General features: G+C 61.9%; 11 protein-coding genes. 6 read left to right on the top strand and 5 right to left on the bottom strand.

Annotated features, from left to right (window positions below; genetic code table 11):
* Window positions 1–62: 62 nt before the first annotated feature.
* The 3 genes from ngg to mnmC all read right to left on the bottom strand — a co-directional run bounded on the left by ngg (window position 63) and on the right by mnmC (window position 5,716).
* On the bottom strand, window positions 63–1,811 hold the full coding sequence (gene ngg, locus V9L13_RS12525) for an N-acetylglutaminylglutamine synthetase (RefSeq protein WP_338802665.1): 1,749 nt from the start codon (window positions 1,809–1,811) through the stop codon (window positions 63–65).
* Window positions 1,812–1,814: 3 nt separating this feature from the next.
* A complete protein-coding gene (locus V9L13_RS12520) occupies window positions 1,815–3,587 on the bottom strand; it encodes an N-acetylglutaminylglutamine amidotransferase (protein WP_047598738.1) in 1,773 nt (590 codons plus the stop codon).
* A 149-nt stretch (window positions 3,588–3,736) separates the two neighbouring features.
* Window positions 3,737–5,716 carry a bifunctional tRNA (5-methylaminomethyl-2-thiouridine)(34)-methyltransferase MnmD/FAD-dependent 5-carboxymethylaminomethyl-2-thiouridine(34) oxidoreductase MnmC gene (gene mnmC / locus V9L13_RS12515; RefSeq protein WP_338802664.1) on the bottom strand — a complete coding sequence of 660 codons (1,980 nt, stop codon included), beginning with the start codon at window positions 5,714–5,716 and terminating at the stop codon, window positions 3,737–3,739.
* Window positions 5,717–6,073: 357 nt separating this feature from the next.
* On the opposite strand from mnmC, the gene pap reads away from it, so the two are divergent.
* Complete coding sequence (pap, locus tag V9L13_RS12510; protein ID WP_201136897.1) at window positions 6,074–7,588, top strand: polyphosphate:AMP phosphotransferase; 1,515 nt, start codon at window positions 6,074–6,076, stop codon at window positions 7,586–7,588.
* 102 nt (window positions 7,589–7,690) lie between these two features.
* Window positions 7,691–8,875, top strand: coding sequence for a thiolase family protein (locus tag V9L13_RS12505; RefSeq protein ID WP_045122578.1), 1,185 nt, complete (start codon window positions 7,691–7,693; stop codon window positions 8,873–8,875).
* A gap of 132 nt (window positions 8,876–9,007) precedes the next feature.
* Here V9L13_RS12505 and V9L13_RS12500 read toward each other — a convergent pair whose 3' ends face one another.
* Window positions 9,008–9,196 (bottom strand): DUF6316 family protein, encoded by a 189-nt coding sequence (locus V9L13_RS12500; protein WP_338802663.1) that lies wholly within the window; start codon window positions 9,194–9,196, stop codon window positions 9,008–9,010.
* Between the two features lie 209 nt (window positions 9,197–9,405).
* On the opposite strand from V9L13_RS12500, the gene V9L13_RS12495 reads away from it, so the two are divergent.
* On the top strand, window positions 9,406–10,365 hold the full coding sequence (locus V9L13_RS12495; protein ID WP_226499679.1) for a DMT family transporter: 960 nt from the start codon (window positions 9,406–9,408) through the stop codon (window positions 10,363–10,365).
* A gap of 113 nt (window positions 10,366–10,478) precedes the next feature.
* Here V9L13_RS12495 and V9L13_RS12490 read toward each other — a convergent pair whose 3' ends face one another.
* Window positions 10,479–11,873: a class II fumarate hydratase gene (locus tag V9L13_RS12490; protein ID WP_003226940.1), complete on the bottom strand. Its 1,395-nt coding sequence runs from the start codon at window positions 11,871–11,873 to the stop codon at window positions 10,479–10,481.
* Between the two features lie 193 nt (window positions 11,874–12,066).
* Between V9L13_RS12490 and V9L13_RS12485 the strand changes: the two genes are divergently transcribed.
* From V9L13_RS12485 to V9L13_RS12475, 3 genes are all read left to right on the top strand, one after another.
* A complete protein-coding gene (locus V9L13_RS12485) occupies window positions 12,067–12,585 on the top strand; it encodes a DUF2059 domain-containing protein (protein ID WP_003226938.1) in 519 nt (172 codons plus the stop codon).
* Between the two features lie 12 nt (window positions 12,586–12,597).
* Window positions 12,598–12,897 (top strand): BolA family protein, encoded by a 300-nt coding sequence (locus tag V9L13_RS12480; RefSeq protein WP_003226935.1) that lies wholly within the window; start codon window positions 12,598–12,600, stop codon window positions 12,895–12,897.
* Between the two features lie 292 nt (window positions 12,898–13,189).
* On the top strand, window positions 13,190–14,131 hold the full coding sequence (locus tag V9L13_RS12475; protein ID WP_338802662.1) for a rhodanese-related sulfurtransferase: 942 nt from the start codon (window positions 13,190–13,192) through the stop codon (window positions 14,129–14,131).
* The last annotated feature ends 35 nt before the right edge of the window (window positions 14,132–14,166 follow it).

The raw sequence follows: 14,166 nt of genomic DNA, 5'->3' as shown, positions 1-14,166 counted from the left end.
GAATGCGTTCAACCTGTGGGAGCGGGCTTGCTCGCGAAGGCGTCAGTCCAGACGCCTCGGAATCAAGAAACAGCCGGCTGACTGTGCGGAAACAACAAATCGACAAAGCGCTCCGCCGTCGGCTGCGGCTCATGATTGGCCAGCCCCGCGCGTTCGTTGGCTTCGATAAACACGTACTCCGGTTGGTCCGCTGCCGGCACCATCAGGTCGAGGCCGACCATCGGAATGTCCAGCGCTCGCGCCGCACGGACGGCGGCATCGACCAGGGTCGGGTGCAGAATCGCCGTAACGTCTTCCAGCGTGCCACCGGTGTGCAGATTGGCGGTGCGGCGCACGAACAGATGCTCGCCCGCCGGCAGGATGCTGCTGTAGTCATAACCGGCCGCATGCAGGGTGCGCTGGGTTTCATGATCCAGCGGAATCTTGCTCTCGCCACTGGTGGCGGCTTGCCGACGGCGGCTCTGGGCCTCGATCAATGCACCGATCGAATGATGGCCGTCACCGACCACTTCCGCGGGACGGCGAATCGCGGCGGCCACCACTTCAAAACCGATCACCAGAATCCGCAGGTCGAGACCTTCGTGGAAGCTTTCGAGCAGCACACGGCTGTCAAAATGTTTGGCGGCTTCGATGGCCTGCTGCACCTCTTCGATACTCTGCAGATCGACCGCCACACCCTGGCCCTGTTCACCGTCGAGCGGCTTGACCACCACTCGCTGATGCTCATCGAGAAACGCCAGGTTGTCGTCGGCGTTACCCGCCAGTTGCTGCGAAGGCAGTTTCAGCCCGGCGGCCTTCAACACCTTGTGGGTCAGGCTCTTGTCTTGGCACAGGCTCATGCTGATCGCGCTGGTCAGGTCGCTCAGCGATTCGCGGCAACGCACCCGGCGCCCACCGTGGCTGAGGGTGAACAGCCCGGCTTCGGCATCATCCACTTGCACATCGATGCCGCGCCGATGCGCTTCCTCGACGATGATTCGCGCATAAGGGTTGAAGTTGGCTTCCGGGCCGGGACCGAGGAACAGCGTCTGGTTGATGCCGTTCTTGCGCTTGATCGCGAAGGTCGAGAGGTTGCGAAAACCGAGTTTGGCGTAGAGGTTCTTCGCCTGGCGGTTGTCATGCAGCACCGACAGATCCAGATAGCTCAGGCCGCGACTCATGAAGTGCTCGATCAAATGCCGCACCAGCACTTCACCGACACCGGGCCGCGAGCACTGCGGATCCACCGCCAGACACCACAGGCTGCTGCCGTGTTCCGGATCGTTGAAGGCTTTCTGGTGATTGAGGCCCATGACGCTGCCGATCACCGCGCCGCTGTCTTCGTCTTCGGCGAGCCAATAAACCGGGCCGCCCTGATGATGCGGAGTCAGCCGCGTGGCATCGATCGGCAGCATGCCGCGTGCCTGATACAGCAGATTGATCGCCTGCCAGTCGGCTTCGCTCTGTGCCCGGCGAATGCGGAAGCCGCGAAACACACGGGTGGCCTGGCGGTAATCGCTGAACCACAGGCGCAGGGTGTCGGACGGGTCGAGAAACAGTTGGGCCGGCTCCAGACCGAGAATCTGCTGCGGCGCGGCGACGTACAGGGCGATATCGCGCTCGCCGGGCTGCTCGTTGAGCAGTTCCTGCGCCAGCGTCGCCGGGTCAGGAAAGGTGTGACCGATCAGCAGTCGCCCCCAGCCGCAATGCACGGCAATGGGGTCGGCGCCGAGTTCGCTGCCGTCTTCGGCCAGACGCGCCTGTAAGCGTTCATACGACGGTGTCTGACCGCGTAACAGACGTTGGTTGATCGCCGTGGCGTGAGGTTTCATCAATCAGATTCCTTGTTCACTGAGCCACAGGTTCAGGGCCGCCAGTTGCCACAGTTTCGAGCCGCGCAGCGGCGTCAGTTGGCCTTGCGGGTCAGTCAGCAATTTGTCGAGCATGGCCGGGTTGAACAGGCCGCGATCCTGGCTCGGATCCAGCAGCAGTTCGCGCACCCAGTTCAGCGTGTCGCCCTGCAAATGCTTGAGGCCCGGTACCGGGAAGTAACCTTTCTTGCGGTCGATCACTTCGCTCGGAATCACCAGGCGCGCGGCTTCTTTCAACACTTGTTTGCCGCCATCGGGCAGCTTGAACTGGCCGGGAATTCGCGCCGACAGTTCCACCAGTCGATAGTCGAGAAACGGCGTGCGCGCTTCCAGGCCCCAGGCCATGGTCATGTTGTCGACGCGTTTGACCGGGTCGTCCACCAGCATCACCGTGCTGTCCAGACGCAGGGCTTTATCCACCGCCGCATCAGCGCCGGGCTGGGCGAAATGCTCTTTCACGAAGTCGCCGGCCGCATCATTCGCGGTCAGCCATTTCGGCTGTACGGTGGCCGCGTAGTCGTCGTAGCTGCGGTCGAAAAACGCCGCGCGATAGGCTGCATACGGATCTGCTGCGCCGTCGACTTGCGGATACCAGTGATAACCGGCGAACAGCTCATCCGCGCCCTGGCCGCTCTGCACCACTTTGCAGTGCTTGGCCACTTCGCGCGACAACAGGTAGAAGGCGATGCAGTCGTGGCTGACCATCGGCTCGCTCATCGCGCGGAACGCGGCGGGCAATTGCTCGATGATCTCTTTTTCGTCGATGCGCAATTGATGGTGTTGGGTGCCGTAGTGCTTGGCGATCAGATCGGAATACTGGAATTCATCACCACGCTCGCCGCCGGCATCCTGGAAACCGATGGAAAAGGTCGACAGGTTCTCCACGCCGACTTCGCGCAGCAGGCCGACGAGCATGCTCGAATCGACACCGCCGGAGAGCAGCACACCGACATCCACCGCCGCCCGTTGCCGAATCGCTACCGCTTCACGGGTGCTGTCGAGCACACGGTCGCGCCAGTCTTCGAGCGTCAGGTTTTTCTCGTCGTCGTGTGGGCCGTAGGGCAGGGTCCACCAGGTTTTCTGTTCGGTGCGGCCATCGGCTTCGACGCGCATCCAGGTCGCTGGCGGCAGCTTTTCGATGCCCGCGAGCAAGGTGCGTGGAGCCGGCACTACTGCATGGAAATTCAGGTAGTGATTGAGCGCCACCGGATCGAGGATCGGGTTGATGTCGCCGCCCTTGAGCAGCGCCGGCAGGGCCGAGGCAAAGCGCAAACGCTGGCCGGTGCGCGACAGGTACAAAGGCTTTACGCCGAGACGGTCACGGGCGATGAACAGGCGCTGGGCGTCGCGCTCCCAGATGGCGAAGGCAAACATGCCGTTGAGTTTCGGCAGCAACGCTTCGCCCCAGGCGTGGTAGCCCTTGAGCAGCACTTCGGTGTCACCGCCGGAATAGAACGCATAGCCGAGCGCTTCGAGCTCGGCGCGCAATTCGGGGAAGTTGTAGATCGCGCCGTTGAAGGCCAGCGACAGGCCCAATTGGCTGTCGATCATCGGCTGCGCCGAGCCGTCCGACAGGTCCATGATTTTCAGGCGACGATGGCCCAGGGCAATCGGCCCTTGGGCATGGAAGCCCCACGCGTCGGGGCCGCGAGGGGCCAGGTGATGGGTGATTCGCTCAACCGCTGCAAGGTCTGCAGGTTGATGATCAAAACGTAACTCGCCAGCTAGTCCGCACATAAAGTCCTTACCGGTTTTTCCGTTGGGGAGGGGTGATTCAAGTCAGGCCAAAATGGCCGCTACTCAGAAACTGACCCGCTGCAGATGTGGGAGTTTTAGAACGATGAGTTATAAGAGGGGGCGACTGACCAGCGGCCAGTCGCGATTTTTCATTTGCCGCGAATCAACTTGCGCAAGGCGAAACGGTTGGGGTGGCAGGCTTCGGCGACGCTTCTGGGCAGTGGCAGCGGCTCGTTGTCCAGCCACGCCGCGAGCAGTTCGCCAGACAGCGGCGCGGTGATCAGCCCGCGTGAACCGTGGCCGCTGTTGACGTACAGGCCATCGAGCCACGGGCAGGCAATGTCCGGCACTTGTCGTGCATCCTTGCTCAACGCGGCATAGGCCTGAGCGAAAGCTGCGCGGTCGGCAAGCGGGCCGACGATCGGCAGGTAGTCGGGGCTGGTGCAGCGGAACGCGGCGCGTCCCTCCAGTGTTTCCGGGGGCAGTTCATCGATGTGCAGGCGCGCCACCAGATCGCTGGAAATCTCTTCGAGCATCGCCAGATTGCCGAGGTGTTCGGCGGTGGTCGGGGTCAAGTCGTCACTGTTGAAGTCGAAACTTGCGCCGAGTGTGTGTTCGCCCAAGCGTGCCGGCGCGACATAACCTTCGGCGCAGACCACGGTGCGCAGCGCCTGACTCTCGGCAGTTTGCGGCAGGCGCGTGATCTGCCCGCGGATGCGTTTGAGCGGCAGCTCGGCACTTTGCGCAAAGCGTTTTATTTCCGCAGCACCGGCCAATACCACGACCGGGGCGCTGGCGAGCAGGCGGTCGCCGTCGAAGGCTTGCCATTGATCATCGACCTTGCGCAGTTCCAGCACGTCGTGATGCTTGAGCAGTTCGATGTTCGCTTGCGCGGCTTGTGCCTGGCACAGCGCCGGCGGATGCACCCAGCCACCTTCGGGGTAGAACAGCCCACCATGGGCCACGGCGATACCAGCCTGAGTTTCAGCCTGGGGCTGATCGAGCCAGTGCACCAGATCTTCCGGGAACGCTGCTGCCAGTTGCGCCTGACGCTCGGCTTCCTTGGCATTGAAGGCCAATTGCAGCACGCCGCAATCGTCCCAGTCCGTGCCGCGTTGCAGGGTTTCCAGCAGGCGGCGGGTGTAGCCGAAGCCGCTGACAATCAGTTGCGACAGCGCGGTGCCGTGGGCCGACAATTTCAGATAGAGCACGCCCTGCGGATTGCCCGACGCCTCTTGCGCCACGGCCTCGTGACGCTCCAGCAGACTGACTTGCCAGCCGCGTGCAGCGAGGCTGGCAGCGCTCGCACATCCGGCCAGCCCGGCGCCGATCACCAGCGCGCGGCGTTCGCCTTTTAACGGCGCGGGGCGGGCGAACCACGGCTTGTCCGGCAGCGGTGGCGCGACGTCCTGTGGCCAGCCAAGAAACTCGCCGCGCAGGATCTCCCACTTGTGGCCGATGCCCGGGGTGCGTTTCATCTTGAACCCGGCGGCGTTGAGCAAGCGCCGCACCCAACCGGTGCTGGTGAAGGTGCTGATGGTCGAGCCGGGCGCAGCCAGTCGCGCGAGTTCGGCGAACAGTTCGGCGGTCCACATGTCGGGGTTTTTCGCCGGGGCGAAACCGTCGAGAAACCATGCGTCGATCTGCGCATCGAGTTGCGGCAGTTGCTCCAGCGCATCGCCGATCAGCAGCGTCAGCGTCACCCGGCCATTGCCGAGAATGATCCGCTGGAAGCCCTGATGGATCGCCACGTAATGGGTCAGCAACTGATCGGCCAGCGGCTTGAGATCCGGCCACAAGGCCAGTGCCCTTTGCAGGTCGGCCGGACTCAGCGGGTACTTTTCGACGCTGACAAAATGCAGCCGCGCACCGGCCACCGCATGCTGCTCGAACAACTGCCAGGCGCAGAGAAAATTCAGCCCGGTGCCGAAGCCGGTTTCACCGATCACCAGACGCCCATCGCTTGGCAGTGCGGCAAAACGCTCGGCCAGACGGTTCTGTTCGAGGAACACGTAGCGGGTTTCATCCAGCCCCGACTGGTCGGAAAAATACACATCATCGAACACCCGCGAGCGCGGACGTCCGTGGTCATCCCAGTCGAGTTGGGCGTGGGGCAATACAGGTTTCATGGCAGGCTCGGCAACGACAAGGCGGCCATTCTAGCTGATCGGGCGCAGGGTGCTTGATCCATGGCAAGGCCCGGCTGTGCAGCCTCGAAGACAATCGACGATTTGAGACGAAAGGCGGGTTTCTTTGTGGCGAGGGAGCTTGCTCCCGCTGGGTTGCGAAGCAGCCCCGAAACCTGCGACCGCAATTTGTCTGGAGGACCGTGGTTGCAGGTCTTGCGACTGCTGCGCAGCCGAGCGGGAGCAAGCTCCCTCGCCACAGTTTGTTCATTCATCCCACTTGCCATGGTGAGCGGAATTTCTCCGCCGCGCCCATGCCCAATCCGCTAGTCTTGCTGAATCCTGGAAGGAGCCGTCCCCATGTTTGAATCCGCCGAAATCGGCCATGCCATCGACAAAGAGACTTACGACGCGGCGGTGCCTGCGCTGCGTGAAGCACTGCTGGAAGCGCAATTCGAGTTGCAGCAGCAGAAACGTTTTCCGGTGATCGTTTTGATCAACGGCATCGAGGGCGCCGGCAAGGGCGAGACCGTCAAGTTGCTCAACGAGTGGATGGACCCGCGCCTGATTGAGGTGCGCACCTTCGATCAGCAGACCGATGAAGAACTGGCGCGGCCACCCGCGTGGCGTTACTGGCGGATGCTGCCGGCCAAGGGCCGGATGGGGATTTTCTTCGGCAACTGGTACAGCCAGATGCTCCAGGGCCGTGTGCATGGATTGTTCAAGGATCCACGTCTGGATCAGGCAATCAACGCCGCCGAGCGTCTGGAAAAAATGCTTTGCGATGAAGGCGCGCTGATCTTCAAGTTCTGGTTCCACCTGTCGAAGAAACAGATGAAGGCGCGGCTCAAGGCATTGGCCGACGATCCACTGCACAGTTGGCGCATCAGCCCGCTGGACTGGCAGCAATCGCAGACTTACGACAAGGTCGTCAAATACGGCGAGCGCGTGTTGCGCCGTACCAGTCGCGACTATGCACCGTGGCACATCATCGAAGGGATGGACGCCAATTACCGCAGCCTCGCGGTCGGCAAGATTCTGCTCGAAGGTCTGCAGAACGCCCTCAAGCGTCCGCAAGTAGAGGCCGATGAGGTCAATGCCGCGCCGCTGAGCACGGCTGTCGATCAGTTGAACCTGCTCGACAGTCTTGATCTGACCCAGCGTCTGGAAAAGAAAGACTATGAAGAACAATTGATCACTGAGCAGGCGCGGCTGTCCGGGCTGATGCGCGATAAACGCATGCGCCGGCACGCCTTGGTGGCGGTGTTCGAAGGTAACGACGCAGCGGGCAAGGGCGGGGCGATCCGCCGCGTCGCGGCGGCGCTCGATCCGCGTCAGTACAACATCGTGCCGATTGCTGCGCCGACCGAAGAGGAGCGCGCGCAACCGTATCTGTGGCGCTTCTGGCGACACCTGCCGGCACGGGGCAAATTCACCGTGTTCGACCGTTCCTGGTATGGCCGGGTGCTGGTCGAGCGGATCGAGGGCTTTTGCAGTCCGGCCGACTGGCTGCGGGCTTACAGCGAGATCAACGATTTCGAAGAGCAGATCGCCGATGCGGGGGTGATCGTGGTCAAGTTCTGGCTGGCGATCGACAAGGAGACGCAGATGGAGCGTTTTCAGGCCCGGGAGCAGATCCCCTTCAAGCGCTTCAAGATTACCGAGGACGACTGGCGCAATCGCGAAAAGTGGGATGCCTACCGCGCCGCCGTGGGCGACATGGTCGACCGCACCAGCACCGAGATCTCGCCGTGGACGCTGGTCGAGGCCAATGACAAGCGCTGGGCCCGGGTCAAGGTGCTGCGCACGATCAACCGTGCCCTCGAAGAAGCGTTCGCGAAGTCCGACAAGCACGCGAAAAAACACAAGGACTGAGCCAATGGACACGCATACGCGGGGTGAATGATTGTCGCGGTCGGCGGCGGGCTGGACTTATGCTCGGTTGACTCTCTCCGACAACAACAATTGAGGTATGCCATGCGTGAAGTGGTGATCGTCGACAGCGTGCGGACCGGCCTGGCCAAGTCCTTTCGCGGCAAGTTCAACCAGACCCGTCCCGACGACATGGCGGCCCATTGCGTCAACGCGCTGCTGTCGCGCAACGACGTCGATCCGGCCAGCGTCGAGGATTGCATCGTCGGTGCCGGCTCCAACGAGGGTGCGCAGGGTTACAACATCGGGCGCAACGTCGCGGTGTTGTCGCGTCTGGGCACTGGTGTTGCCGGCATGACCCTTAATCGCTTTTGCTCCTCGGGGTTGCAGGCGATCGCGATTGCCGCCAACCAGATCGCTTCCGGTTGCAGCGACATCATTGTTGCCGGTGGCGTCGAGTCGATCAGCCTGACCCTCAAGAGCGTCAACACCGATCACCTGATCAACCCGCTGCTCAAGCAGCAGGTGCCGGGGATTTACTACACGATGGGCCAGACCGCCGAAGTGGTCGCGCGCCGTTATGGCGTCAGCCGCGAGGCACAGGATCGCTACGCACTGCAAAGTCAGTTGCGCACTGCTCAGGCGCAGGCGGCCGGGCTGTTCGATGATGAAATCGTGCCGATGGCGGTCAAGTACCGGGTCGAGGACAAGAACAGTGGCGATGTACAGATCCTCGACGGCATTGTCGATCGCGACGACTGCAACCGTCCGGATACCACTTATGAAAGCCTCGCCGGGCTGAAACCGGTGTTTGCCGAGGACGGCTCGGTAACGGCCGGCAACTCGTCGCAGCTGTCGGACGGCGCGTCGATGACCCTGGTGATGAGCCTGGAAAAAGCCCTGCAACTGGGACTGAAACCGAAGGCGTTTTTCCGTGGCTTCACCGTGGCCGGTTGCGAGCCGGACGAAATGGGCATCGGCCCGGTGTTCTCGGTGCCGAAACTGCTCAAGGCCAAGGGCTTGCAAGTGGCGGATATTGATCTGTGGGAGCTGAACGAGGCGTTTGCTTCGCAATGCCTGTATGCCCGTGATCGTCTGGAAATCGATAACGGCAAGTACAACGTCAATGGCGGCTCGATTTCCATCGGCCACCCGTTCGGCATGACCGGGTCGCGGCAGGTCGGGCATCTGGTGCGCGAGTTGCAGCGGCGTGATTTGCGTTACGGCATTGTGACCATGTGCGTGGGGGGCGGGATGGGGGCGACGGGGTTGTTTGAGGCGGTGCGCTGACGGGCCAACACAATCCTTGTGGCGAGGGAGCTTGCTCCCGCTGGGCTGCGGAGCAGACCTGGAATTTCCCGGTAAAGCCTGGAGCGAGGGCCGCTTCGCGCCCCAGCGGGAGCAAGCTCCCTCGCCACAGGTTTACGCTGTCTGCGCCTGCATCCGCGCGATATACGCCTGAATTTCCTGCTCAGCCTTCTCGGCGCTGTCGAACGGCCCCTCAAGGGTGTTCTCCCGCGTGCAGAAAAACAGCTCTCCATTGACCCGACACATCCGCTCGCTGCGAAAGTGTGTGGCGGGGGCGCTGTCCTGGGCGCGCATTCCGTACATGATCCGGCTCCTTGAGTGATCCGTTGCAGGGATCCAATCAGCTTATGCCTGAAGCACTTGGCGCGCCTCACCAACCGATCAACGGCAAAGCGTCAATTTAATGCTGCGACCTGCACAGTTTCATTCGCGGCCTGGCCCTAACTGTCCCTGTGTTGCGCCTGCGGGCGCGCCTAGAATGACCGCTCTTGTCAGCAGGCATTGGGGTTCGCATGCACATTTCATCCGGTCGCTGGGTCTACGGTCTGTTCCTGGCACTGCTGACGGCGGTTTTGTGGGGCATCCTGCCGATCAAACTCAAGCAGGTGCTGCTGGTGATGGACCCGATCACGGTGACCTGGTTTCGCCTGTTGGTCTCCGGCGGCTGCCTGTTCATCTACCTGGCGGCCACGCGCCGCCTGCCGAGCCGCAAAGTGCTCGGCCCCCGGGGCGGCTGGCTGGTGTTGATGGCGGTGCTCGGGCTGGTGGGCAACTATGTGCTGTACCTGATGGGCCTCAATCTGCTCAGCCCCGGCACCGCACAACTGGTGGTGCAGATGGGGCCGATCATGTTGCTGATCGCCAGCTTGTTTGTGTTCAAGGAGCGCTTCAGCATCGGTCAGGGCATCGGGCTGGCGGTGTTGCTGATCGGCTTCGTGCTGTTCTTCAACCAACGGCTGGCCGAATTGCTCACCTCGTTGTCGGACTACACCGCCGGCGTATTGCTGGTGCTGTTGGCCTCCACGGTCTGGACCTTCTATGCGCTGGGCCAGAAGCAATTGCTCACGGTGTGGAATTCGTTGCAGGTGATGATGGTGATTTACCTGTTCTGCGCGCTGTTGCTGACACCGTGGGTGCATCCGCTCGAAGCACTGGAACTGAGCCCGGTGCAAGGCTGGCTGTTGCTGGCGTGCTGCATGAATACCCTGATTGCCTATGGCGCATTTGCCGAGGCGCTGGCGCACTGGGAGGCTTCAAGGGTCAGTGCGACGCTGGCGATCACGCCGCTGGTGACCTTTGGCGCGGTGGCGATTGCCGCCGGGGTGTGGCCGGAATATGTGCATGCCGAGCAGATCAATGGCCTGGGTTATGGCGGGGCGGTGCTGGTGGTGCTGGGGTCGGCGCTGGTGGCGTTGGGGCCGTCGTTGATTGCCGGGTTGAAGGCGCGGCGGATGCGGATTGCAGCCAGTTAGACCGCGTTATCGTTCTTCGCGAGCAAGCCCTCTCCCACATTTTGATCGGTGTATGCCGTACCAATGTGGGAGCGGGCTTGCTCGCGAAGGCGGCCTGTCAGGCGCTACAGGACTCAGCCCTTGGCGCCAGCCTCGATCATGTTCTCCGGCCGCACCCAGGCATCGAACTCTTCACTGGTCAGATACCCCAGCTGCAGCGCCGCCTCGCGCAAGGTCAGGCCTTCACCGTAAGCCTTCTTGGCGATTTCCGCCGACTTGTCGTAACCGATGTGCGGATTCAGTGCGGTCACCAGCATCAGACCGCGTTCCAGGTGCTGGGCCATGACCTGCGCATCCGGTTCAAGACCGGCGATGCAGTGCTGCTGGAAGTTGCTGCAGCCGTCGGCGAGCAGGCGGATCGATTGCAGCACATTGTGGATGATCACCGGTTTGTAGACGTTCAGTTGCAGGTGACCCTGACTCGCCGCGATGCCGATGGTGACATCGTTGCCCAACACCTGACAGGCCAGCATCGACAGCGCTTCGCACTGGGTCGGGTTGACCTTGCCGGGCATGATCGAACTGCCCGGCTCGTTGGCCGGCAGCCTCACTTCGGCCAAGCCTGCGCGAGGGCCGGAGCCGAGCAGACGCAGGTCGTTGGCGATTTTCATCAGCGCCACGGCGAGGGTCTTCAGGGCGCCGGACAGGCTGGTCAGCGGCTCATGCCCGGCCAGTGCGGCAAACTTGTTCGGCGCGGTGACGAACGGCAGACCGGACAGCGCGGCGAGTTCGGCGGCAATCGCTTCGCCAAAGCCGTGCGGCGAATTCAGACCGGTGCCGACGGCAGTGCCGCCCTGCGCCAGCTCACACACCGCCGGCAGTGCTGCGCGGATCGCCCGTTCGGCGTAATCCAGCTGCGCGATGAACCCTGACAGCTCCTGACCGAAGGTGATCGGCGTCGCATCCATCATGTGCGTGCGGCCGGTCTTCACCAGTTTCATATGACGTGCGGCCAGTTCGGCCAGACCGCCGGACAGCTCGGCGATCGCTGGCAGCAATTGCTCCTGCACGGCTTTGGCGGTGGCGATGCTCATGGCGGTGGGGAAGCAGTCGTTGGAGCTTTGCGAGCGGTTGACGTGATCGTTCGGGTGCACCGGCGACTTGCCGCCGCGCGGGTTGCCGGCCAGCTCGTTGGCTCGACCGGCGATCACTTCGTTGACGTTCATGTTGCTCTGGGTGCCGCTGCCGGTCTGCCAGACCACCAGCGGAAACTGGTCGTCATGCTGACCGTCGAGCACTTCGTCGGCGGCTTGTTCGATCAGGCGGGCAATGTCGGCTGGCAGGTCGCCGTTGCGGTCGTTGACCCGGGCGGCGGCTTTCTTGATCAGGGCCAGGGCGTGCAGGACCGGCAGCGGCATGCGTTCCTGACCGATGGCGAAGTTGATCAGCGAGCGTTGCGTCTGAGCACCCCAGTAGGCGTCGTCCGGGACTTCGATCTGGCCCAGGCTGTCGGTTTCGATACGGCTCATCGTGCACACTCCTGTTGGTCTGTTTGCGCAGTTTAGGCCCGGTCGGGGCCAGGTGGTTCCATCGAGCCGATTGTTGACCGGTAAAACCCGGCCAATCAAGCGCGGCAAGGCTCGGGGGTTGAGCCACGAGGTTTTTTAGGCGCAGAATGGTCGCCCTTGGGGTTTGACCTCGCCTAGCTGAAAAGGAAACTCGATGACTCGTCTTCGTGCCATCTGCACCGCGGTTGCACTGGTTTGCGCCAGCGGCCAGGTGCTTGCCGATACCGCCAGCCACAACGCCAGTGCTGAAGCTTTCCTGACCCTGGCGCACGCTGACAAGCTGGGCACTCCGGTGTACATGCAAGTGCAGCAAATGTTCGCTCAGCGTTTTGAACAGACCAAAGCCCCGGAATCCAAGAAAGCCGTACTGGAAACCTACCAGGCCAAGGCCAATGCCGCTCTGGACCAGGCCATCGGCTGGAACAAGCTCAAGCCTGACATGGTCAAGCTCTACACCAGCAACTTCAGCGAATCGGAGCTGAAAGATCTGGTCGCGTTCTACCAGTCGCCACTGGGCAAAAAAGTCCTGGAAAAAATGCCGCAGCTGACCCAGCAATCGGCCCAGATGACCCAGGCCAAGCTGGAAAGCGCCGTGCCGGTGGTCAACAAGCTGCTCGACGACATGACCAACGAGCTGGCACCGAAAGGCGCAGCCCCGGCCAAGAAGAAGTAAGCGGAGTTCGTGATGACCATGCAACAACGCATCGAATCGACGCTGGGCCTGCTGCAGCCTGAGCATCTGCAAGTGCTGGACGAAAGCCACATGCACAGTCGCGGGTTACAGACGCACTTCAAGGCAGTGGTGGTCAGCGCGCAGTTCGAAGGCCTGAACCGGGTCAAGCGCCACCAGAAAGTCTACGGCACGCTCGGCGAGCTGATGGGCGAGTTCCATGCGTTGGCGCTGCACACCTACACCCCGCAGGAATGGGCAGAAGTCGGCGCCGCCCCGGCGTCGCCGACCTGTGCCGGCGGTAGCAAACACTGATCCTGGATGAGGCGGGATTTTGTGGCGAGGGGATTTATCCCCGATGGGCTGCGAAGCAGCCCTAAAACCACAGAACTCGATATACCTGGAAAAACGCATTCTAAGGGTTTGGGGCCGCTTCGCAGCCCATCGGGGATAAATCCCCTCACCACAGGTTTTGTGTTGTCACAGAAACTCGGTAAATCCAAAATCCACCGTGTTTTTGCTAGAATCCGCAACGCGCCGCTTACCCGGCGCGTTTTTTTTGAATCCGGTTCACCCTTTGCGAGGGTAGCCACCTGGAGAATTACCCATGACACAACCGATTGTCGTGGCGGCACTGTATAAGTTCGTCACCCTCGAAGATTACGTTGACCTGCGCGAGCCCCTGCTGCAAGCGATGGTCGACAACGGTATCAAAGGCACCCTGCTGATCGCCGAAGAAGGCATCAATGGCACGGTGTCCGGCAGCCGCGAAGGCATCGATGGCCTGCTCGCCTGGCTGAAGAACGACCCGCGCATGATCGACATCGACCACAAAGAGTCGTATTGCGACGAGCAGCCGTTCTACCGCACCAAGGTCAAGCTGAAGAAAGAGATCGTCACCCTCGGCGTCGAAGGCGTGGACCCGAACAAAAAGGTCGGCACTTACGTCGAGCCGCAGGACTGGAACGCGCTGATCAGCGACCCGGAAGTGCTGCTGATCGACACCCGCAACGACTACGAAGTGTCGATCGGCACCTTCGAAGGCGCCATCGATCCGAAAACCACCAGTTTTCGCGAATTCCCTGATTACATCAAAGAACACTTCGACCCGGCCGTGCACAAGAAGGTCGCGATGTTTTGCACCGGCGGCATTCGCTGCGAGAAAGCCTCCAGCTACATGCTGGGCGAGGGTTTCGAAGAGGTTTACCACCTCAAGGGCGGCATCCTGAAGTACCTCGAAGAAGTGCCGCAGGAAGAAACCAAGTGGCAGGGCGACTGCTTCGTGTTCGACAACCGGGTGACCGTGCGTCACGACCTCAGCGAAGGCGACTACGATCAATGTCATGCCTGCCGCACACCGGTCAGCGTTGAAGATCGCGCCTCCGAGCACTACGTGGCCGGCATCAGCTGCCCGCATTGCTGGGACAAGCTGAGCGAGAAAACCCGCCGCAGCGCCATCGATCGGCAGAAGCAGATCGAACTGGCCAAGGCGCGCAACATGCCGCACCCGATCGGCTACAACTATAAACAAGCATCCACCGAGGCCTGATCATGTCTGCGCGCCTGCTCTATGTGATGGACCCG

The sequence above is a fragment of the Pseudomonas sp. RSB 5.4 genome (assembly GCF_037126175.1).
In the GTDB taxonomy this organism is placed as follows: Bacteria; Pseudomonadota; Gammaproteobacteria; order Pseudomonadales; family Pseudomonadaceae; genus Aquipseudomonas; species Aquipseudomonas fluorescens_H.
The sequence above is the reverse complement of the archived record's forward strand: the minus strand, read 5'-3'. Positions and strand labels throughout refer to the sequence as shown.

Coding starts and splice junctions, on each gene's coding strand:
- ngg (WP_338802665.1), bottom strand. CDS start 1,811: ATGAAACCTCACGCCACGGCGATCAACCAACGTCTGTTACGCGGTCAG.
- V9L13_RS12520 (WP_047598738.1), bottom strand. CDS start 3,587: ATGTGCGGACTAGCTGGCGAGTTACGTTTTGATCATCAACCTGCAGAC.
- mnmC (WP_338802664.1), bottom strand. CDS start 5,716: ATGAAACCTGTATTGCCCCACGCCCAACTCGACTGGGATGACCACGGA.
- pap (WP_201136897.1), top strand. CDS start 6,074: ATGTTTGAATCCGCCGAAATCGGCCATGCCATCGACAAAGAGACTTAC.
- V9L13_RS12505 (WP_045122578.1), top strand. CDS start 7,691: ATGCGTGAAGTGGTGATCGTCGACAGCGTGCGGACCGGCCTGGCCAAG.
- V9L13_RS12500 (WP_338802663.1), bottom strand. CDS start 9,196: ATGTACGGAATGCGCGCCCAGGACAGCGCCCCCGCCACACACTTTCGC.
- V9L13_RS12495 (WP_226499679.1), top strand. CDS start 9,406: ATGCACATTTCATCCGGTCGCTGGGTCTACGGTCTGTTCCTGGCACTG.
- V9L13_RS12490 (WP_003226940.1), bottom strand. CDS start 11,873: ATGAGCCGTATCGAAACCGACAGCCTGGGCCAGATCGAAGTCCCGGAC.
- V9L13_RS12485 (WP_003226938.1), top strand. CDS start 12,067: ATGACTCGTCTTCGTGCCATCTGCACCGCGGTTGCACTGGTTTGCGCC.
- V9L13_RS12480 (WP_003226935.1), top strand. CDS start 12,598: ATGACCATGCAACAACGCATCGAATCGACGCTGGGCCTGCTGCAGCCT.
- V9L13_RS12475 (WP_338802662.1), top strand. CDS start 13,190: ATGACACAACCGATTGTCGTGGCGGCACTGTATAAGTTCGTCACCCTC.